Raw genomic sequence first — 22,464 nt, forward strand, 5'->3', positions numbered from 1 at the left:
ACGTAGAGGTGTTTTTTACCTCGTACGAAGAAGCGAAGCCACCGAACATTCTAGCCACTGGAACTGGACAACAAAGAAATGTGGAAGTGGCTCGTCCAGAATGTGAGGAGGATGGAGCTTCTGACGTAGAGGTGTTTTTTACCTCGTACGAAGAAGCGAAGCCACCGAACATTCTAGCCACTGGAACTGGACATCGATTTCCTCTTAATTTTGAAGTGGGGGTCTTACTGCCCACGAATAGCGGAACAAAAAAACGAGAGTCATGCGACTCTCGTTCTCTTTCTACTTCTCTTCAAATAGAAGTGCTTCTAATTCATTTAATTTCTCTTCAAATACTTGCATTGCTTCCTTTACAGGCTCTGATGACGTCATATCAACACCAGCCTTTTTCAATACTTCAATTGGATAATCAGAACTTCCCGCTTGTAAGAACTCATTAATGTAACGTTCTACAGCTGGCTTACCTTCTTCTAAAATTTGTTTTGATAGAGCAGTTGCTGCACTGAAGCCTGTTGCATATTGATATACATAATAATTGTAATAGAAATGTGGAATACGGGACCACTCTAAACCAATTTCTTTATCGATCACTAAGCTATCGCCGAAATACTTTTTGTTTAGATCATAGTAAATGTCCGTTAACATATCTGGCGTTACAGCATGACCTTCTTGCACTTTTTGATGAATAGCGTGTTCAAACTCAGCAAACATTGTTTGGCGGAACACTGTACCACGGAAACCTTCTAAATAATGATTTAATAAGTATAAACGTTTCTTCTTATCATCTGTCGTTTTTAATAAATAATCATTTAATAGCGCCTCATTACATGTAGACGCTACCTCTGCGACGAAAATCGAATAATCACCATACACGTAAGGCTGCGTTTTTCTTGTATAGTAACTATGCACAGAATGACCAAACTCGTGCGCAAGCGTAAATAAATTATTTACATTGTCATGCCAGTTCATTAATACATATGGATTTGTTCCATAAGCACCAGATGAATAAGCACCGCTTCGCTTCCCTTTATTTTCATATACATCTACCCAGCGATTTTCATACGCTTCTTTTAAGATTTCAACATACTCGTCTCCAAGTACATGTAATGATTGTAAAAGGATATCTTGCGCTTCTTTATATGTGACGTTCATTTTCACTTCTGGTACGAGCGGTGTGTATAAGTCATACATGTGCAATTCATCTAATCCGAGTGCTCGTTTTCGAATATCAATGTAACGGTGTAATAAATGTAAGTTTTCATTTACCGTTTCCACAAGCTGATCATATACAGACTCCGGAATATTATTATTGCTTAGTGCCGCTTGGCGAGCGGAATCATATTTACGAATGTTCGCATAAAAATTATTTCGTTTAATTGCACCATTTAATGTGCTCGCAAATGTATTCTTATACTTTCCATACGTTTCATAAACTGCATGGAACGCATCATGACGAACACGAGGATCATCACTTTCTAAAAATTGAATATAACGTCCGTGCGTCACTTCAACCTCTTCCCCATTTTCATCTTGAATCGATGGGAATTTCAAGTCTGCGTTATTTAGAATACCAAATGTATTACTAGATGCACTCATAACCTCAGAAGCTTGCGCTAATAACGCTTCTTCTGCCTCTGATAATACATGAGGACGCTGACGCGTAATTTCTTCTAATGCATGCTCATATACCTTTAGTTCTTTATTCTCTTGTAAAAATGATTGCAACGTTTCTTCTGCAATGGTTAAAATTTCTGGCACAATGTAAGCCATACTACTTGATACTTGTGAATACAAACTTGTCGCACGGTCATTTAATGCTTGATAAGATGAATTTGTTGTATCTTGGTCATAACGCATATGTGCGTATGTATACAGTTTTCCAAGACGCATTGATATTTCATCTTCATATTGCAATGCCTCTAACAATCCTTTTGCTGATTCTCCAAGTTTCCCTTTAAATTCCGTCAGCTTTGGCAATAGTTCTTTCACCGCTTGAAATTCTGCTTCCCACTCTGCATCTGTTTGGAAAATATCTTCTAAGCGCCACGTGTTTTCTACTTCAATTTCATTACGCGCTGGCAAAGCTTTTGCTGTTTTTTGTTCAGTCATTTGTAAACCCTCCTTATTCCTATCTCCTAGTACAATTCGATTCTTCTTATGTAATTCCTTCTGGGTACTTTTCTATTATATCCGTTTTCCCTTCACTCATGTTGTAATTTGATTTCAGCAGCATAAAAGCTTCTGTTAAAAATAAGTGATCAAACTTCTGCACTTCCTCTTCTGTTTTAGGAACAATAAAACAACGTATTTTTCGATATTTGTAAACATCTACTTGCTCAATTTCCCCAATTATACATAAAAATTGCATATATTCTTTCACTGCTTGCTGCCAAAATGTTTGTGGAAAATATGGCAGGAAGCGTCTTCGAATCCCCCGATGCCGTTCAACATACTGAAAAACAGTATGCAATGAAAAATATTCTCCTACTGCAAATTTCCCTAGTAGTTCAATTAAAATATAAGCTTGCCATATGAAAGAATGCGTACGAAATGCCAAAAGCGACGGTAACGGAACACCTATTTCAGGAGGAAAACAAGAAAGGGATATGTGATGCTCATAAAGAAGCTTTAAAAAAGAACGCTCGCCTTGCTTCCATATATGAATGCTATTTGCTCTAAAGCGCTGTTTTTTATTCATCCACTCTTTTTCTAAAGGTTGAATAGAAAGAGGTGATGTTGTAAGAAGAGTTTTAAATGTAGTGATAGGAAGGGGAAAATAAATTGCATGTGAAAAAACAATTGACGAGGAAAAAGGTAAAAGAAGATTACATTTGAAAAAAGCTTTTGCATCGGGGCAAAAATAGATGAGATGTGGATTGGGGTGGTATTGCACACAGCAGGAATGAAAAGAGGAAAGCGACAGCCAATAGGCCCCGTGACGTTTGAGTTGATTCCCTCCTAAAATCCATAATATTTGAATCCCTTCTTTCCAATACCCTTCCGTTCGTTTTAACAACTGTTCTGCTGATAAACTTGCGCATTGATATTCAATTGCAATTTGCCGATTTCCAATTGTTACAAACAAATCAGGCCGCTGCTGAATCGCCGGTAAATAGTGCTCTATGTTTATCGAACAAACTTGCGACTGAAACCATCTGTATAACTGTTCTTTCCCCCGCAAGTGATACGCCGATTCATTTTCATACTCAATTTTACAGCTATGTGATTTCTTATGAGCAAAATGCCACTGTTTTTGTTTTCCTAATTTCAGTTGTACTTCGAAGTCACAAATGGGACAGAAAAAGCACTCGTTCTTCCGTAGCATCATCAGTTGCTTTTCCTTCCATCCATGAAGAAGATGAATTTCTTCTCCATTTTCTCTCTTTGCAACAAACATAAAATCACTCCTTTCTTCCGTATGGACTATTCGACAACGACGGGCGAGTTCCTGCCTAGATCAAGTGAAACTTTCTTTCAGTAGGCGACTTTCCCTACTGAAAGGAAGCTCTCACCAATCGGGCTTTTACAGGCAGTTGTCCATCGTGAATTGCCTACATATACTCCCCTAAAACAAAAAAGACTCATTTCCATGAGCCTTTAAAGTAAAGGAGATAATAAACGATATGTCGATTCCACAATCCGCATCACAAGACGACGGTTATTAAAGCGATCGACATGAATTTCATTCGACGCTTGTAAATCCTCTTCAAAATCAGTCACAAGTTTGCGAATACTGTTTGTATCATATAAAAAAGCATTCACTTCAAAATTCAAATGAAAACTTCTCATATCCATATTTGCTGTTCCAATTGAAGCTAAATCAGAATCAACAATCACAACTTTGCTGTGCAAAAAACCTTTTTCATATTCATATATTTTGACTCCTGCCTCTAATAATTCCGGAAAATAAGAACGAGACGCATAAAATACAGTCCTCTTATCCGGTTTACTCGGCATTAATAAGCGAACATCAATACCTGCTAAAGCCGCTACTTTTAGTGCTGATAAAATATCATCATCTGGAATAAAATATGGCGTTGCAATCCAAATTGATTTTCGTGCCGAGGCAATCATTGCAAAATATAAATGCTTAATCGTTTCCCACTTATTATCAGGTCCGCCTGCAACGAGCTGCACGCCTCCCTGTTCATCCCCTTTTACAACATCCGCCTGTAAATAATCAGGAGTTAATACAGCTTCCCCCGTCATATAAAACCAATCTTGTAAAAAGATAAGTTGTAAACTTCGCACAGCTTCGCCTCGTAAATACAAATGAGTGTCTCGCCAAAAACCAAAGTATTTATTTTCTCCTAAATACTCGTCCCCAATATTTAAACCGCCAACAAACCCTTCATTTCCGTCAACAACAATAATTTTCCGGTGATTTCGATAGTTAATCTTGTCGTTTAAAATCGGAAACCGTACAGGAAAGAATGGGACCATTTCCACACCAGCATTGTTCAATTCCTCAATATATGTGTTTGAAAGTTTAAAACTCCCTACAGCATCATATAAAAACCGAACGGCCACACCCTCTTTTGCTTTTTGAATAAGAATGTCCTTAATTTTTGTGCCAATTTTATCATCACGCACAATATAATATTCCATATGGATATGATGCTTTGCCTTTTTCAACCCATCTAAAATAGCTTGAAAGGTCTCTTTTCCATTTGTTAATACTTTCGTTTCCGTATGAAAGGAAATATTTAATGCCCCTAGACGATCAGCTAACCGAAATAACAATTCTTGATGTCCATGCTTTTTCAATATACGATCTTGATCATACTCATGCCCTTTATACTGTAAAAATGCTTGTTCGTCTAAAAGCGCTTTCTTTTGAAACATTCGTTTCCTACGAAAATTTTGTCCAAACAGAAGATATGCAAAAAAACCAACTACCGGAAAAATGCCAAGTACCATTAACCAAGTTAATGTTTTCGAGGGATGACGATTTTCTAAAAAGATGACAAAGCCAATTAGAAACCCTGATATTGTAAATAAAATACTTAAAATTCCTAAAAACGAAATATCTTTAATGCCAATTACATCTGAATAAAATGTTACATCAATAAATAGACGCAACGAAATAAATACCGTAAATAAACCAATTAAAAAGAACAATAGCTTCAACGTATTTTTCATATCCGCCCCCCTTACTTACAATCACTGCTCGCATATACGCATTTAAAAAGCCGATTTCATTATAAGGAAATCGGCTTACATTCCAGGAGAAAAATGATGACGAATTGTTTCAAGTGCCCTTTCAGCAGCAATTTGCTTCCCATATTCACGAACACGATGAATTGTTAAAGCGGATTCCTCTCCATATTCTAATATCACGCTTAAAATACGGTCAATTTCCTCTTCATCGTGCACTACCTCATCAAACTCGACATATACATAATAGCGGTCTTCAAATGAATATAATTCATCTCTTATCTCTTCAAATATAAGTCGATGACTTAATGAAATAACATGCTCAAAGTCGTCAAATTTAATTAAAAAACCAAATGTACCATCTTCGTTAAAAATTGCTCCTGCTTCTGCCTCTTCTAACTCCTGCTCAAATAACGATTCAATTCGTTCATCTAAAGGAATATCGATAATCTTATCAAGGCCAATTGGCAGCTCTAATTTTTGCCCGTCTTTTGAAAGTTGTGCTTTCGTTACAAGTACCTCAATTCCCTTTTCAAGCGCCTGCACTTGAATCCACAGCGGTCCATCTATAAAAAAGTCATCATGGTCACGTGCTTCATCCATCATTTCCCAAAACAATTGTTCACTTTTATCGCGATTATACCAAATGTCTTCGCGGTTAAATCCGCGGTCTTCTATATCAATGTACGAGATATAAAATTTCATCGTATGATCATTAACTCTTTCAATATCCATAATGCACCTCTCCCTTCCTATTTGGAATGGTTATGAAGGGACTCCCCAATCATATTACAAAAAGTTAGAATCTTGTACTCTCATTTTATGATAAGATGCGCCAGAATGGAAATAAAATCACCTTATTTGCCAAAAAAACAGTCATTTACCTAATTTTCAAGTCAATACAGCAACAAATATAAATTGAAAAACCTAACTAAAACCCACTTTTTTTAGATGAGCGAGAGTAGCTGACCGTGCATAGCAGCGGGCCAGGGCCTTTTTCTGCCACGTGCAAGGGTTAAAATAGAAGAAGAACGCAAGTAGCAGCCTTGTTGTTTCTTCATAGCGGCAACTTCTAACATTGAAAAATGAAAATGGAATCCAATCATCAAGCTCTCTTCTTTCTTCTAAAAAACATAGGACATGCTATAGTTGGAAATGATTGTCCTATATTCTTTTTTCCTGCATATGATGTAAACGAAACAAGCTTACAGTGCATAAACCAAATCCTTCTCTTACATATGACGCGAATGAAAACAAATCCGCTCCTGATAGACGATATTTCTTCCTATTAGGACTGAGTAAATGGAGGCAAATTGAATGGATTTAGACTTTCTCACATCCATCTTTATCATCGTTGGTATCGATGTTGTATTAGGCGGCGATAACGCCATTGTCATTGCACTTGCTAGTCGAAACTTACCAGAAGAAGAACGGAATAAAGCGATTGTTTTAGGAACAGGTTTAGCCATCGTATTACGTATCCTACTCACAATAATGGCCGTTTATTTACTTAATATTCCCTTTTTGCAATTAATAGGCGGCTTTTTACTTACTTTCATTGCAATCAATCTTCTTACTGATAACAACCATAATCTTTCTAGTATTAAGGCAAAGACAACATTATTTCAAGCTGTACGAACAATCGTTTTTGCAGATCTTGTTATGGGGTTTGATAATGTACTAGCAATCGCAGGAGCTTCTCATGGAAATATTACATTAGTTATTATCGGATTACTCATTTCTATTCCTATTATTATTTGGGGAAGTAAACTTATTTTATTATGCATGGAAAGATTTCCTCTTCTCGTTTATATCGGTGCTGCAATCTTAGCTTATACAGCAGGTCGTATGGTAATACATGAAGAAAATCTTAGATCATTTTTCGAGGCAAAACCACTTTTCACAGCAAGCATTCCCTTTCTTTTTATGATTACAGTGCTACTAGTTGGAATGGTTGTAAACCAAGTAAAGCTGCGAAATACTTGAAAGATTCATCATTGATTATGATCAGATTTTTTACTTTCTACTATAAGTACAAATTTAAAAGCGAGCTTTATACTCATTATCGGTCATTTGACGAAATGTACAGTGTCTCCCTCATACAAAACAAAAAGGAACTAATCCCTACATTCTGCTAAAGCAGGAGTAGGAATCAGTTCCTTTTTCATATTATGTTAATTTACAAGGCGCTGCGCTTCTCGCAATTGGAACGTTCTCACTGTTCGTGGTAAGAAACGACGAATTTCGTCTTCGTTATAACCAACTTGCAGGCGTTTTTCATCAATGATAATCGGACGACGAAGAATACCTGGGTAATCACAAATAAGCTTATATAAATCTTGAAGAGGTAAAGATTCTAAATTAATATTTAATTCTTGAAAAACTTTAGAACGAGTTGAAATAATCTCATCTGTTCCGCTTTCTGTCATACGTAAAATCTCTTTAATTTCCTCAATTGATAATGGATCAGAGAAAATATTACGCTCTGTATAAGGAATATGGTTTTCCTCTAACCATAATTTCGCTTTTCTACAAGACGTACAACTTGGAGAACTATATAGTGTTACCATAGATTACTCACTCTCCTTATAAAAGTACAAATTTTATACTATTTCACATTTTTATAATTATATTCAAATAAATTTTGTATTACCTATAATTACTTATCTAAACATAACGAATCTCTCTAAAAAAATAATTATTTTAAATAAGTAACTTCTATAATCATTATACAATAGAACAGAACAGAAATATACAACAATTTTTCTTCATAATATATATAAAAGTTATGCAAAAGATGTGCATTTTGTAAGAAAGATATGTATGCAAAAAAACAAAAGAACATTTGTTCTTATTTCATTTTATCAAACTACTTTCCCGCTGTCTATATAAATTCTGCAAATACAACCTTTTTATCAAACAATTCTTTTTTTTTCGTCTTTTTCAACTTACAATAGAAATATACTTGTGCAAAGGAGGATTACATATGGGAGCTTTTTTTCTTGATTTTGTAATCGTTGCAGCATTAGTCATTGGGATCACCGCAACTATTGGCATTATTACAAATGGGATTGGTGAAAAATTGTTTGGTCGCAAAGACAAAATGAAATTCGTAAATAAATCTGCTGAAGTGCAAGCTGGCTGGAATCAAGTTGGCGGTAAAGGAATTTATAAAAAGCATACGTATTAAAAAAGAAGCAGGATTCGAATCCTGCTTCTTTTTAATTCTTATTATTTCCCTACAGAAGCCCACTTAAAGCTTAGCTCTCCGCCATATTTGTGGATGTAAATATCATTTATTGTTTCACGCTCTAAAAATGCTCTTCCGCGTTGTTGGACAGGCGCAATCGCTGCCTCATCAAATAAGATTTTTTCCGCTTTCAACAGATCATTCCAACGTCCTTTTACATCAGATCCATTTTTCTTAGCTTTTGTAATCAGTTCATCATATTGAGCATTTGAGTAACCCATTTTATTTTGTGCACCGTTTGATACAAATAAATCAAGGAATGTCATTGCATCTGGATAGTCTGGTCCCCAGCCGCTAAATGAAATATCATAATCACCGCTGCTCTCTAATTTTAATACTTGTGCAAAAGGTTGTGTTTTCACATTTAGTTTTAAGCCTGGTAAATTCTTTTCTAATTCACCTTTTAAGAACTCACTAATTTTCTTGTTTAGCTCTGTATCAGAATTTAATAATGTTAATTCAATTGTATCTTTTCCAAGCTCTTTTTTACCAGCTTCCCAATACTTTTTCGCACCTTTCAAATCTACTTTTGCAAGCTTTCCATTTTCTTTACGGAAATCTTTTCCGTCAGCATTCTTAACAAAGTCATCTGGAACTAAGCCACCAGCTGCTTTTGAACCGTTATTCAACAATGTATTAATCATACCGTCGCGCTCAAATCCTAGAGAAATTGCTTTACGAATATTTTTATTTGCTAAAGCAGGATTCTTTTCATTTAAACGTAAGAAGAAGATTGTTGGATCACTTGTCGTTTTAAAACCTTTATCTTTTCTATATTTATCTACAAATTCTGCCGATAAACCAACACGGTCAACTGCTTTTGTTTCATATAAATTTACCGCTGTTCCTGTATCTTTTACGATATTATAGTTGATTTCCTCTAATTTAACTTTTTTATTATCCCAATAAGATGGGTTTTTCTTTAATTGGAAGCTTTGTTCATGTTTCCATTCACTTAACACAAATGGACCATTATATAATGTTGTATTTGCTTCTAATCCATACTTCGGACCTTGTTCTTTCACATATTTTTCATTAAGCGGGAAGAACAGTGGATATACTGTTAAATTCACAAAATACGGAACTGGATTGTCTAATTCTACTTCAAATGTATAATCATCAACTGCTTTGACACCTAATTGGTCTACTGGCAATTGTTTCATATTGATCTTCTCTGCATTCTTCACATCAAACATAATGTAAGCAGATTTTGCAGCTGTATCTGGATTTACTGCTCGTTGCCAAGAATACACAAAATCTTTTGCTGTTACAGGGTCTCCATTTGACCATTTTGCATCTTTACGTAGTTTAAATGTATATTTCTTTCCATCTTCTGATTTTTGATATGACTCAGCTACACCTGAAACCAATTTATCATCTTTACCAAGAGTATATAACCCTTCCATTGCATTGTTCATTACACTTGAAGACGCTGCATCTGTTGTTAACGTTGTATCCATCGTTGGAAGCTCAGATGTTTCAATCAGGTTGATTACCTGCTTTACATTACTTGTGTCCCCTTTTGCTTTCGCCTGCGAATCATCTTTTGAATATCCGCATCCCCCTAGAATCATGCTTACTGTCAATGTTGATGCAAGTAGCACCGGCACCTTTTTCTTCATATATTATACCCTCCTCCAAAATGTTAGACCTTTCATTGAAAATAATAAAAAGTAAATAAGTTCTAACAATTCATATTATACATACAAATTGATTATTTGTATATTTATTTTTCTATTTTATAAAAATTTTCTGTTAACATTTTATTCCTCTTTCTCGTTCCAAAATCAATACTCCTATTGATTTTTCATTATTTTTTAACTTATTTAAATTATCTGAATATAACTGTGAGATTTTTATGATATATATTTTATTCCAAACACTATACTTTCTCTCTTTGTTTTTAAGTATTCTTGTAAAAGCAAAAAACCGAGCACATTTTCCATGTGCTCGATTTCTCTTATTGATAGATTTCTTTAAACTTCTTATACTCAGCTTCTGAGCAAAGAACGAAATGTCCTGGACGAACTTCGCGCATTTGCGGCTCTTCATTACCGTATTGATGCTGAGATGGATCGTACACGATACGTTTACGATTGCGCTCATAATCTGGATCTGGAAGCGGAATTGCTGATAGTAGTGATTTTGTATACGGATGAATTGGATGCTCGTATAATTCTTCACTCGTCGCAAGTTCCACGATTTTCCCGTGATACATAACACCAATGCGGTCACTAATATATTTTACCATCGATAAATCATGGGCAATAAATAAGTATGTTAAACCTTTTTCTTTTTGTAACTTTTTCAATAAGTTAACTACTTGCGCCTGAATTGACACGTCAAGTGCTGAAATCGGCTCATCGGCAATAATAAAGTCCGGCTCTACTGCTAACGCTCTTGCAATTCCAATACGCTGACGTTGTCCACCAGAGAATTCATGCGGGAAACGACTTGCATGCTCACGGTTCAAACCAACCGTCTCAAGCAATTCATACACACGCTTCATACGATCTTCTTTGTTTTTAGCAAGACCGTGAATATCAATTCCTTCTGCAATGATATCGCCAACGCTCATACGCGGATTTAATGACGCGTATGGATCTTGGAAAATCATTTGCATTTTACGGTTAAATTTCTTTAGTTCAGCACGTGATTTTTTACCGTGTACATTTTCCCCGTCAAACAATACTTCGCCTGCCGTTGCGTCATATAAACGAATAATCGTTCTTCCCGTTGTCGATTTACCAGAACCAGACTCTCCTACAAGTCCGAATGTTTCTCCGCGGTAAATATCGAACGTAACATCATCAATCGCTTTTACAACTCCGCCGTTCACGTTAAAATATTGTTTTACATTTTTCACTTCAATTAATTTCTCACGATTATTAGTCATGCTGTTCACCCGCTTTCATTTGTCGAATACGTCTTTGGACAATTTCAGGTGGCTCTACTTTTGGAGCTTCTTCATGAAGCAACCACGTTGCTGCATAATGCGTATCACTTACTTTGAATAATGGTGGTTCCATTTCAAAGTCAATCTTTAACGCCTGTGGATTACGCGCTGCAAATGCATCGCCTTTTGGCGGCTTTAATAAGTCTGGCGGTGTTCCTGGAATTGCATATAACTCTTCTTCCCCACCCTCTAAACTTGGCATAGAAGCTAATAATCCCCAAGTATACGGATGTTTTGGATTATAGAAAATTTCATCAACTGTACCAATCTCTACAACTTTTCCTGCATACATAACAGCCACGCGGTCCGCTACATTCGCAACAACACCTAAATCATGCGTGATAAAAATGATAGAAGCTTCTGTTTTTTGCTGAATGTCTTTCATTAACTCTAAAATTTGTGCTTGAATTGTTACGTCAAGCGCAGTTGTTGGTTCATCGGCAATTAATAATTTCGGATTACAAGCAAGCGCCATAGCAATAACAACACGTTGTCTCATCCCACCTGAAAATTGGTGTGGATATTGTTTAAGACGCGCTTCCGGATTTGGAATCCCTACAAGGTCGATCAACTCTAACGCAACTTTACGAGCATCAACTTTACTCATTCCTTGATGTTTAATAAGACCTTCCATAATTTGATTACCAATTGTCATCGTTGGATTTAGAGATGTCATTGGATCTTGGAAAATCATCGCAATCTCTTTTCCGCGAATTTGTTGCATTTCTTTTTCAGACAACTTCGTTAAATCACGGCCGTCAAAAATAATTTCTCCATTCTTAATGCGTCCTGGCGGCTTTGGAATTAAGTCCATTAGTGCTTTAGATGTAACGGACTTACCAGAACCAGATTCCCCCACAATTGCTAGTGTTTCTCCCTTTTTCAAATCAAAAGTAACTCCACGCACTGCTTGTACTTCACCAGCATGTGTGTCGAACGAAACTTGTAAATCTTTTACTTCTAACAAAGTTTTCATCATTCCCTCTCCTTTCCTTCTTTATTTACGCATTTTTGGATCTAACGCATCACGTAAACCATCTGCTAATAAGTTAAATGCTAAAATTAACAAACTAATTACAGCCGCTGGAATAAACATCATATGTGGATATGTTTGAATTGACTTATACCCATCACTTACTAAAGAACCTAATGACGCTAACGGCGGTTGAATTCCAAGACCAATGAAACTTAAGAAAGCTTCTCCAAATACTGCATGTGGAATTGTAAACATTGTCATAACAATGATAGATCCCATTAAGTTCGGTACTAAATGTCTTACAATTAATTGCGTATTTGTCGCTCCAAGTGTACGTGACGCTAATACGTACTCTTGATTTTTCATTTTCAACACTTGTCCACGCACAATACGCGACATTCCAATCCATCCTGTAAGAGTCATCGCTAATGTAATTGATAAAATACCAGGATCCATTACAATTACCATTAAAATTACGATAATTAAGTACGGAATACCATTTAATACTTCAACAAAACGCTGCATAAAGTTATCAACACGGCCTCCGTAGAATGCGGAGATACCCCCATACGCAACCCCAATCACTAAATCAATTGCTGCTGCTAGTAATGCGATATATAAAGATACTCGTGTCCCTTCCCATGTTCTTGTCCAAATGTCACGCCCAAGATCATCTGTACCAAACCAGAAATAGTCTTTAATATCACGTTTCTCATACTGATCAACACCATATTGGTCTATACCATCAAAAGGCAACCAGTGAATGTGCTCTAAAACCGGTACTTTCGGCGGGATTTTCGCACGGTTTAAATCTTGATCTTTATAAGAATATTTACTCATCATTGGACCAAAAATCGCTAATAGAATAATTAAAGCGAGAATAACAATCCCAAAGACTGCACCTTTATGTTGAAACAAACGTCTTCTTACATCTTCCCAAAACTTTATACTTGGACGAGCAATAACCTCATTATCTGTATTGCTGCGATTTGCTGGTTGAAATAAATCTGGCGATATTTTTTGTAGATCTTTCATTATTTTTTCCCTCCCGCTAAACGAATACGAGGATCAACTACACCGTATAGTACATCGACAATAAAGATAACAAGAATGAAAAGTGCACTATAGAAAATTGTTGTACCCATAATAATTGTATAGTCGTTTAATGGAATAGACTTAACGAACTGTTCCCCTAAACCTGGTACAGCAAATACTTGCTCAACAACAAGTGTTCCTGTCATTAAAGCAGCAACCATCGGACCTAAAATCGTAATGATTGGAATAAGAGCATTTCGCAGTGCATGTTTCACAATAATTACACCTTGACTAAGCCCCTTTGCTTTTGCTGTTAAAATGTATTCTGCTTGCATAACTTCTATTAATTCGGTACGTGCAAAACGAGCTATTGTAGCTACTACAGATACTGCCAATGCAATTGTTGGAAGAATTGTATATTCAAACCCTTTCCAAAACGCTACTGGTAACCAACCTAATTTTACTGCTATATAATATTGTAGTAGTGCCGCAAAAACGAATGCAGGTACAGACATTCCGAGTACCGAAATGAACGTTGCCCCGTAATCAGCCCACGTGTTCGTACGAAGGGCTGCAACAATACCTAGTAATAATCCAATAATAGTTCCTAAAACAATTGCTTGAAAACCTAATTGTGCAGATGGACCAATGCGTCCAATAATCATATCTGTTACTGGACGGTTATCATACTGGAATGATACCCCTAAGTCACCTTTAGCTAAATTTTTCATGTAGTGAACATATTGCACTGGGAGCGGATCGTTTAATCCGTATTTTTCCAAAATGATTTCTTTTTGTGCTGGTGATAATTTCTCCTGATTTTTAAGCGGAGAACCCGGCAACAACTTCATTAAAAAGAATGTTAAAGTTGTGATTAAAAATAATGTAATGACCATGTACGCGAAACGTTGTAGTGTATAACGTCCCATAAATAGCACCTCCCCATTTTTTCAAAAGCAATAAGATAGTTTAAAATATTCTTACTATTATCTTTAAAAATAAGAGCATACGCCCATCATAGGCATATACCCTTGAAAACGATGGAATAAACTGCATTATTACTACCCTTTGTAATAAACCCATTAAAGCAAGTCAGGTCCTCTAATTGCGCATTATGTACCTTCATTTGTAAAAAATTAGAATTAAAAGAATTATCTCCAAGTTTCTACAATTTTCATTATACATATAAAGAGGCAATTGTGAATATAATTTTTTATTTTTTTGTTAAAATTTTTAATTTACAGTGTATTTTGTATATAATTTGTAAAGATAGGACTTAACACTGAAGTTATCTCATTAAAGGAAAATGCGCAATTATATTTTTTTTCTAAAAATTCTTTATAGTATATATTATAACTTTTATAGTATAATAATTCTAGTAATTTTTTTGCGGAGGGGAAGCATTTGAATACATTTTTTTCACGTATTAGTATACTAATAGGAAGTACAATTGCGATTTCTGGCGCATATGCTGTTATATTTTCTAATTCTTTTTTGTTGAATTTTGTCAATATGATGTTTTATATTGCTTTACTCTTCATTATTGTCGGAGGATTTATATTTCTATTTCAACGAGGTTTTTTCAATGTAACAATATATGCTTTCAAAAAATTAGGTCAATCCAATAAAAAAATTGAATCTTTAATTGAGGAAGAAGAACGCGATCCGAAGGAAATATTATATCGAACCTATTCCTTTACATGGACATATCCTATCGTAATTACTGGGATCATTTTAGGAACATTATCAACAATTATTGGTTACACTATTAAATAATTTGCAAACGATTTATTGTATGTTATAATAGTACAAAATTTTATACGTATGCAATGAGAAAGAAGAGTACATATTGAGGCAATTTCAGAGAGCTTGTGGTTGGTGTGAACAAGTAATTGGGCAATATGGAATGGGCTTTTGAGCACCAAACCGAAACGCTTTAGGAGTAGGATTTGGCGTCACATCCAACGTTACAATGGATAAAGAGATTTTGCGTCTGCAAAATAATTAGGGTGGTACCGCGGTCCATTCGTCCCTATTTTTAGGGATGAATGGGCTTTTTTTATTGGAAAAGCGGAAGCGGCTCGTTCAGAATGGGAGGAGGATGGAGCTCCTGACGTAGAGGTGCTTTTTACCTCGCAGGAAGGCGCGAAGCCACCGACCATTCTAGCCGCTGGAGCTAGACATCTCAGAAAAGCGGAGCCGACTGTTTAGGTCTGTTGGCTAAGGTTCTTTCACACAGAAGGTGTTTTTTATCTTCTCGTGTGGAAGGTTCTTAGACATGAGGGCCTAGGAGGTGGAACTGGACATCCCAGAAAAGCAGAAACGGCTCGTTCAAAACCACAAGACGTTAGGATTCTAGACGGAAATACGAAAAACGATAAACAATACACCTTTTCAAGGAGGAAATATTATGTCAGTTATTTTTTCAGGCATTCAGCCAAGCGGAACAATTACACTTGGGAACTATTTAGGAGCAATGAAGCAGTTTACAGAGCTACAAAATGAACACGATTGCTATTTCTGCATCGTAAACCAGCATGCAATTACTGTACCGCAAGACCAAGTACAACTTCGTAAAAACATTCGTAGTCTAGCTGCACTATACATAGCTTGCGGCATCGATCCAGAGAAATCTACATTATTTGTACAATCAGAAGTTCCAGCACACGCTCAGCTTGGATGGATTATGCAGTGCACTGCGTATGTTGGGGAATTAGAGCGTATGACGCAATATAAAGATAAAGCAAAAGGCAGAGAATCTGTTCCAGCTGCTTTATTAACATACCCACCATTAATGGCAGCAGACATTTTACTATATAATACAGAAATTGTTCCAGTTGGAGAGGACCAAAAACAACATATGGAGTTAACGCGCGACTTAGCAGAGCGTTTTAACAAGCGTTATCGCGAAGTGTTTACAATTCCAGAAGTTCGCATTCCAAAAGTAGGCGCACGCGTTATGTCATTAACAGAGCCGACGAAAAAAATGAGTAAATCTGATCCAAATCCGAAATCGATGATTAGTTTACTTGATGATCCAAAAACGATTGAAAAGAAAATTAAAAGTGCTGTAACCGATTCAGACGGCATCGTAAAATTCGATAAAGAAAATAAACCAGGTGTATCAAACTTATTAACAATCTACTCTTCTTTCTCAGGGAAAACAGTAGAAGAATTAGAAGCTGAATACGAAGGTAAAGGATACGGCGACTTTAAAGGCGACTTAGCACAAGTTGTTGTAGAAGCAATCCGTCCAATTCAAGAGAAATATAATGAACTTATTAACTCTCCTGAATTAGACGAAATCCTTGATCAGGGGGCTGAAAAAGCAAACCGTGTCGCAATGAAACAACTTCGTAAAGTCGAAAACGCAATGGGATTAAGCCGAAAGCGAAGATAAGGAAGAAAAGCAGCGGCGGCTCGTTCAGAATCGCAGGGCGTTGGAGCTCCTGACAGAGAGGTGCTTTTTACCTCGACCGAGGGAGCGAAACGACCGGAGATTCTAGCCGCTGGAGCTGGACATCATAGAAAAGCAGAGGCGACTGTTTAGGCCTGCTGGCTAAGGTTCTTTCACACAAGAAGGTGTTTTTTTACCTTCTCGTGTGGAAGGTTCTTAGACATGAGGGCCTAGGAGGCAGAGCTGGACATCCCGAAAGGCAGAGACGACTCACTCACATGCTGAATTTTACCGAAGCGTCTTTATATCGGTTGGAAGCGCCGATATATCTATATCCGCACATAAAAAAGAAATGATCCGAAAAGGCACATACGTGCCTTTTCGGTCATTCCTTTTAATTTACCTTTTGCTCATTTTCCATTTCCCACAACTTTTCAAAGAACGGTTGTCCTCTTACAAGTCGCTCACAGAGCTGTTCGTGTTTGTCTGACCATCCGTGCTTCGCTTCTTCATATAAACGGGTCCATACGTCTTCAAATGGCAGATGTTGCACAGCTGGATATGCTGCTGGGTCCCATTCTGTAAACCAATAGCGAATTTCCGCTGGATTTTTCGTTGTATGTAGTTGATCTAGTGCCATAAAGAGCAGTTGTTTTAATTGTCGTTCTTTCCGCGTTAAGCCATTCATCATATGCGGGGAAGGTGATAAAATATGATGTTCCTTTTGTGATGCTTCCCCTTCAAAATCATATGTTTCTGCTTGTACGTTTTCTACCATTTCATACACCATTTGCTCTTGTCTTGGAATCAACCTACTTTTCCGGATTGGAATGTTGTACCCAATTGTATCAACTGCAATAATTCCTTTTCCATCTGATACAACAAAACAATATTCCTGCTGCAGCCGTTCATGGTTTTTTCGAATATACGCCTTATGATGTACGTCTTCCAATAGTTTTTGCGGAAGTTCTAGCAATTCGTTCTCGATGTAATGATATAATGTGGAATCTACTTTTACTAATGGTACTTGATCTAACAATTCGATCGTATCATCCTTCCGCCATTCATAGAAATGACAGACGTTATACCCGTTTTCTTCACCTTCAAACCAATTTACCCATACATCATGCAGATATAACATTGCTTACCCCTCACTTCACAACTGTTTGTAAATCTCATTATGGTCATCTTTCGTAAAATTTATTCCAAGGGAGGAAATATATTCTTCTTAATTAATTTCTTCACCATCCTCTATCTTTCATGCTTATACAGTGAAATTCCCATCAGTGGAATATTTCCTCCTCCACTGATGGGAATTCGCTTCTCGTCGAATTTTGAGCTAGAGATTTATCCCGCTATTTGCGGGCAGTAATACTCCCACCTCAAAATTCAGCGAAAGCATTGTCCAGCTCTAGCGGCTAGAATCGCCGGTCGTTTCACCCCCTCGGATGAGGCAAAAAAGCGCCTCTCTGCCTTTGGCACGGGCGTCCTGCGATTTTGAACGAGCCGCTTCCGCTTTTCTTAAGGAGTTAGGTGGGAGATAAACTGTCCGTAAAGGCCCAATTGGTGAGGGCTTTTAATCAGTGGGGGATGAAGAAAACCCCCACTGATTAAAGCTTCACTTTATGCGGGTGAAAAAGATAACGCCCCTTCTAAAATAGCTTTCGCATCCATTCCTAATAAAGAAGTTGTGTTCCATTGTTTATGCTCTACACAATCTTTTACAATATGAAATCCCACAGCATATCCAAGCATTTTCGGATAGAATAATCCTCGTCCATTTAGCAATATATCGTGCTCGCGCGTCCCTCGTTGTATCTCCTGCTTATCTTGTATAAACCGGCGCCAAAACATAATTGCTTCTTCTTTTTCGTAATAAGACACCCACGGCGCATAGTAGCTTTCTCCATGCCGTTCATACACCGCATGTTCCGCTAATCCCTCCATCACCATTGTATCCAAAATGGTATATGCTTCTTCTCCCTTCTCACTAGCATGAATCCGACAGATATGATGATACTCATGAGTAAGCAATGCCTTAAGCTCAGCAATCGAACTTTGTGTACTTACAAATAAAAACAAAGCATTTCGCATTGCTAATCCCGCTTTTCCGTTATATTCTCGTTGAACAGTTCGGTTATACGGATCTGATAACAAAATAAATACTGGTATATTAGGACCTTTTAACCATTGCTGCAATTTTTTATATTCTACCGCCAATCGCTCCCATACTCGTTCTTTTTGCAATATGTCTATATCTTCTTCACCACCTACTACTGGGCGAAACATTCCTTTTGATACAAGAAATCGATACAACGCTTCTTTCTGGAGCGGAATATACTTTGTAAACTTCTCACAAATTTTTTCCGGCTCTTGATAATACGTACGCATCCACTCCGCCGTTTGAACCACTCCCATCTCTCCCACTCTCCTTTTGTTCCATACATATGCAACAAAGCGAAAGAAGGCATAAAAAAAATGCAGATTTTCATCTGCACTTTTTTATTATTTATATTCTTTAAATATTAATGCTGCGTTATGACCACCGAAACCTAATGAGTTACTTAATACAGCACGCACTTTTTGTTGTCTCGCTTGATTTGGTACACAATCTAAATCACACTCTGGATCTGGTGTTTCATAGTTAATTGTTGGTGGAACAACGCCATCTGTAATTGTTTTCACAGATATAATCGCTTCTACCGCACCAGCTGCACCTAATAAATGTCCTGTCATTGATTTCGTTGAGCTTACCGCTACTTTATATGCATGCTCACCAAATACTTCTTTAATTGCCATCGTTTCATATTTTTCATTCGCTTCAGTACTTGTACCGTGCGCATTAATGTAATCGATATCTTCTGGCTTTAGACCTGCTTCTTCTAACGCTTGACGCATCGCACGAACGCCACCTTCACCACCAGGAGCCGGAAGCGTAATATGGAATGCATCGCCAGTTGCTCCGTATCCAACGATCTCAGCATAAATATGTGCACCGCGCGCTAACGCATGCTCTAATTCTTCTAATACAAGAATCCCTGCTCCTTCTCCCATTACGAAACCGCTTCGGTTTTTATCGAACGGACGACAAGCAGTTGCTGGATCTTCATTAAATGTTAATGCTTTAGCTGAACAAAATCCAGCAACCGCCATGTTTGCTAACGGTGCTTCTGCTCCGCCTGTAATCATCGCATCTGCATCTCCGCGCTGAATCACTTTAAATGCATCACCAATAGAATGTGCACCTGATGCACAAGCTGTCACTGTACATGTATTAATCCCTTTTGCACCTAATGCAATGGAGACTTGACCTGCAGCCATATCTGGAATCATCATCGGTACGAGAAATGGACTAACGCGGCGTGCGCCTTTTTCCATAAAGATTTTGAACTGCTCTTCGTATGTTTCCATACCACCGATTCCGGATCCAATCCATACACCAATGCGCGGTCCGTTTTCTTCAGTAATTTCTAGCTTTGCATCTTCTACAGCCATTTTTGCTGCCGCTACTGCATATTGTGTAAAGCGGTCCATACGACGCGCTTCTTTTTTATCAATATATTTTTCAACTTCAAAGTCATTAATTTCCGCGGCCACTTTCACCGGAAATTGATCTGCATCTAAGCGGGTAAGACGTCCGATTCCAGATACACCATTTTTAATATTTTCCCAAGCAGTTTCTACATCCGTTCCTACTGGAGTAACTGCTCCTAATCCTGTAATTACAACACGCTTTTTTTCCATACAAAAATACACTCCTTTTCTCTCAGTCCTTATTTACCCCAACGAAGAGCAACTGCTCCCCATGTTAATCCGCCGCCAAAACCAACTAATATGATGAGATCACCATCTTGAATACGTCCATTTTGCAATTCTTCTACCATCGCAATTGGAATTGAAGAAGCTGACGTATTCCCAAACTTGGCAATTGTCGTACTCATTTTTTCTTGTGGTAAATTTAGCCGTTCTCTCGCCGATTCCATAATACGAATATTTGCTTGGTGAGGCACTAAAAAGTCCACATCTTCTTTCGTAAGACCCGCTTTTTCTAAAACGCGAAGACACGAATCACCGAGCTGACGAACAGCAAACTTAAATACTTCTCTGCCATTCATCATAACATATTCATCACGATAAAGGTGTTTACCACCACTTCCATCTGCTCCTAATTCAAATGAAAGAATGCCTTTCCCTTCTGAAACAGCCCCCATAACAACAGCGCCTGCTCCATCTCCAAATAAAACAGCTGTATTTCGATCATTCCAATCTACAATTTTAGATAATTTATCGCTACCAATTACTAATATATTTTTATAAGTTCCAGTTTGAATAAATTGTTGCGCTGTAATCATTCCATACATAAAACCAGCACAAGCTGCACCTAAATCCATCGCTGCTGCATGCTTTGCTCCGATTTCTTCTTGAACTACGCAAGCAACCGCTGGAAACGAACGGTCTGGTGTTACTGTTGCAACTAAAATAAGATCAATTTCTTCTCCGCTAATCCCTGCATTTTCAAGTGCTTTTTTTGCAGCTTCCACAGCCATATGTGAAGTATCTATTGTATCATCAGCAATTCGTCTTTCTTCAATTCCTGTTCTTGTTCGAATCCATTCATCAGATGTATCCATTATTTTCTCTAAGTCGTGGTTTGTGACAATTTTTTCTGGCACATATCTCCCGATCCCTAAAATGCCTACATTCACAATGCAGCCCTCCGATTTATATCAATTATTATGACTTGGTACTAATTTTAAATGATAATGTCTCTTTTGTCTATATATTATTAGTTTGTTATTTTATAGTACATTGCCAGTCTTTCCCGAAAATCACGCAATTCTGGATACAGTTTTAAGTTGGACAACATCCCTTGAATTACCGGAACGCGCGGATGTTCCGTTTTCATTTCTGACTCTAGTACATCTAGCGTAACCATTAATTCCTCGTTTCCTAATTGATCTACTAACGTACGTTTTAACTGAATAATTTCATTTATAAATATTTCTTCCTTATGCCCATTCATTACATTCGCATTACAAAAAAAATGATTAAGTTCTCGTTCTACAATGACTGGTTCGTCTTTTGAAAGTTGCAGCCCTGCTACGATATCATCCATTCTCTTTAAGATAAATTTTGCCGTATACGGTATATCTAAATTTACCATATTAAAGATAATTAACTCTAAATACGCATGTGATATTCCTTCTAATATAATAATTAAATCAACTAGATGAGGGGCAATCTCTTCTCCGTAAATAGGAAGTAAATTGTTTCGATAAAAAGCATGTGATTCTAATTTCATCCTCGTCGTAAATGCTTCTACTTCTTTATTAAAGGGAATTACATTTTCTCTCATACACATAATGATAAATTCTTTTTTTTGCTGTAATTCATAAAACTGACAGCACAATTGCTTTTCAAACTTCTCACGCGGAAGTAATGGTTCTTTTTCAAAATCCATCAGTTTATTCTGAATCTGATCGTAGTAATACTCTAGCGTTGCCAATACTAACTTATCTTTCGATTTAAAATGCAAATAAAAAGCACCTTTCGAAATACCGCAGTCTGTTGCAATCTCTTGAATAGACGTTGCATTCACGCCCTTCATCGCAAATAGTTTAATTGCTGTTTCAATTATTAACCGTTCTTTTTCCTTCATTTTTTTCCTCTCCTAAAAAAACACTCTTATCCGC

At 37.0% G+C, this 22,464-nt stretch carries 19 protein-coding genes and 1 other annotated feature; of the genes, 4 read left to right on the top strand and 15 right to left on the bottom strand.

Annotation, left to right across the window (positions count from 1 at the left end):
- Nucleotides 1-282: 282 nt before the first annotated feature.
- The 4 genes from pepF to mecA all read right to left on the bottom strand — a co-directional run bounded on the left by pepF (nucleotide 283) and on the right by mecA (nucleotide 5,892).
- The gene (pepF, locus tag AB1280_RS11870; RefSeq protein WP_429755911.1) at nucleotides 283-2,109 is read right to left on the bottom strand and encodes an oligoendopeptidase F; all 1,827 of its coding nucleotides are present in this window, start codon (nucleotides 2,107-2,109) and stop codon (nucleotides 283-285) included.
- 46 nt (nucleotides 2,110-2,155) lie between these two features.
- Nucleotides 2,156-3,397, bottom strand: coding sequence for a competence protein CoiA (locus AB1280_RS11875; RefSeq protein ID WP_429755912.1), 1,242 nt, complete (start codon nucleotides 3,395-3,397; stop codon nucleotides 2,156-2,158).
- A 200-nt stretch (nucleotides 3,398-3,597) separates the two neighbouring features.
- On the bottom strand, nucleotides 3,598-5,142 hold the full coding sequence (gene cls, locus AB1280_RS11880) for a cardiolipin synthase (RefSeq protein ID WP_429755913.1): 1,545 nt from the start codon (nucleotides 5,140-5,142) through the stop codon (nucleotides 3,598-3,600).
- A 75-nt stretch (nucleotides 5,143-5,217) separates the two neighbouring features.
- A complete protein-coding gene (gene mecA, locus AB1280_RS11885) occupies nucleotides 5,218-5,892 on the bottom strand; it encodes an adaptor protein MecA (protein WP_429755914.1) in 675 nt (224 codons plus the stop codon).
- A 582-nt stretch (nucleotides 5,893-6,474) separates the two neighbouring features.
- Between mecA and AB1280_RS11890 the strand changes: the two genes are divergently transcribed.
- Nucleotides 6,475-7,143: a TerC family protein gene (locus AB1280_RS11890; RefSeq protein WP_429755915.1), complete on the top strand. Its 669-nt coding sequence runs from the start codon at nucleotides 6,475-6,477 to the stop codon at nucleotides 7,141-7,143.
- Between the two features lie 188 nt (nucleotides 7,144-7,331).
- Here the strand turns inward: AB1280_RS11890 and spx are convergent, their stop codons facing one another.
- Nucleotides 7,332-7,727 carry a transcriptional regulator Spx gene (gene spx / locus AB1280_RS11895; RefSeq protein WP_429755916.1) on the bottom strand — a complete coding sequence of 132 codons (396 nt, stop codon included), beginning with the start codon at nucleotides 7,725-7,727 and terminating at the stop codon, nucleotides 7,332-7,334.
- Between the two features lie 416 nt (nucleotides 7,728-8,143).
- On the opposite strand from spx, the gene AB1280_RS11900 reads away from it, so the two are divergent.
- On the top strand, nucleotides 8,144-8,347 hold the full coding sequence (locus tag AB1280_RS11900) for a hypothetical protein (RefSeq protein WP_272187326.1): 204 nt from the start codon (nucleotides 8,144-8,146) through the stop codon (nucleotides 8,345-8,347).
- Nucleotides 8,348-8,388: 41 nt separating this feature from the next.
- Here the strand turns inward: AB1280_RS11900 and AB1280_RS11905 are convergent, their stop codons facing one another.
- The 5 genes from AB1280_RS11905 to opp3b form a co-directional block, all read right to left on the bottom strand.
- Entirely contained in the window at nucleotides 8,389-10,029 is a 1,641-nt protein-coding gene (locus tag AB1280_RS11905) for a peptide ABC transporter substrate-binding protein (RefSeq protein WP_429755917.1), read from the bottom strand.
- Nucleotides 10,030-10,367: 338 nt separating this feature from the next.
- Nucleotides 10,368-11,303, bottom strand: coding sequence for an ABC transporter ATP-binding protein (locus AB1280_RS11910; RefSeq protein ID WP_429755918.1), 936 nt, complete (start codon nucleotides 11,301-11,303; stop codon nucleotides 10,368-10,370).
- Complete coding sequence (locus AB1280_RS11915) at nucleotides 11,296-12,339, bottom strand: ABC transporter ATP-binding protein (protein WP_429755919.1); 1,044 nt, start codon at nucleotides 12,337-12,339, stop codon at nucleotides 11,296-11,298. The genes AB1280_RS11910 and AB1280_RS11915 overlap by 8 nt, the downstream gene beginning before the upstream one ends.
- Before the next feature lie 21 nt (nucleotides 12,340-12,360).
- A complete protein-coding gene (opp3C, locus tag AB1280_RS11920; RefSeq protein ID WP_272187474.1) occupies nucleotides 12,361-13,377 on the bottom strand; it encodes an oligopeptide ABC transporter permease in 1,017 nt (338 codons plus the stop codon).
- Entirely contained in the window at nucleotides 13,374-14,303 is a 930-nt protein-coding gene (gene opp3b / locus AB1280_RS11925; RefSeq protein WP_272187322.1) for an oligopeptide ABC transporter permease, read from the bottom strand. The genes opp3C and opp3b overlap by 4 nt, the downstream gene beginning before the upstream one ends.
- Nucleotides 14,304-14,778: 475 nt before the next feature.
- Between opp3b and AB1280_RS11930 the strand changes: the two genes are divergently transcribed.
- Both AB1280_RS11930 and trpS read left to right on the top strand, forming a co-directional pair.
- Nucleotides 14,779-15,150: a DUF3899 domain-containing protein gene (locus tag AB1280_RS11930; protein WP_429755920.1), complete on the top strand. Its 372-nt coding sequence runs from the start codon at nucleotides 14,779-14,781 to the stop codon at nucleotides 15,148-15,150.
- Nucleotides 15,151-15,194: 44 nt separating this feature from the next.
- Nucleotides 15,195-15,411, top strand: a binding site (T-box leader).
- 373 nt (nucleotides 15,412-15,784) lie between these two features.
- Nucleotides 15,785-16,774 carry a tryptophan--tRNA ligase gene (gene trpS / locus AB1280_RS11935; protein WP_429755921.1) on the top strand — a complete coding sequence of 330 codons (990 nt, stop codon included), beginning with the start codon at nucleotides 15,785-15,787 and terminating at the stop codon, nucleotides 16,772-16,774.
- A gap of 391 nt (nucleotides 16,775-17,165) precedes the next feature.
- Here trpS and AB1280_RS11940 read toward each other — a convergent pair whose 3' ends face one another.
- From AB1280_RS11940 to AB1280_RS11960, 5 genes are all read right to left on the bottom strand, one after another.
- Complete coding sequence (locus AB1280_RS11940) at nucleotides 17,166-17,912, bottom strand: YjbA family protein (protein WP_272187320.1); 747 nt, start codon at nucleotides 17,910-17,912, stop codon at nucleotides 17,166-17,168.
- 482 nt (nucleotides 17,913-18,394) lie between these two features.
- Nucleotides 18,395-19,189, bottom strand: coding sequence for a DUF2268 domain-containing protein (locus AB1280_RS11945; protein ID WP_429755922.1), 795 nt, complete (start codon nucleotides 19,187-19,189; stop codon nucleotides 18,395-18,397).
- A gap of 87 nt (nucleotides 19,190-19,276) precedes the next feature.
- Nucleotides 19,277-20,515 (bottom strand): beta-ketoacyl-ACP synthase II, encoded by a 1,239-nt coding sequence (gene fabF, locus AB1280_RS11950; RefSeq protein WP_272187317.1) that lies wholly within the window; start codon nucleotides 20,513-20,515, stop codon nucleotides 19,277-19,279.
- A 29-nt stretch (nucleotides 20,516-20,544) separates the two neighbouring features.
- Nucleotides 20,545-21,477, bottom strand: coding sequence for a beta-ketoacyl-ACP synthase III (gene fabH, locus AB1280_RS11955; RefSeq protein WP_272187316.1), 933 nt, complete (start codon nucleotides 21,475-21,477; stop codon nucleotides 20,545-20,547).
- Nucleotides 21,478-21,557: 80 nt separating this feature from the next.
- Nucleotides 21,558-22,430, bottom strand: coding sequence for a TetR/AcrR family transcriptional regulator (locus AB1280_RS11960; protein ID WP_429755923.1), 873 nt, complete (start codon nucleotides 22,428-22,430; stop codon nucleotides 21,558-21,560).
- Nucleotides 22,431-22,464: the final 34 nt, after the last annotated feature.

The sequence above is a fragment of the Bacillus sp. S10(2024) genome (genome assembly GCF_050473865.1).
Classification (GTDB): Bacteria; Bacillota; Bacilli; order Bacillales; family Bacillaceae_G; genus Bacillus_A.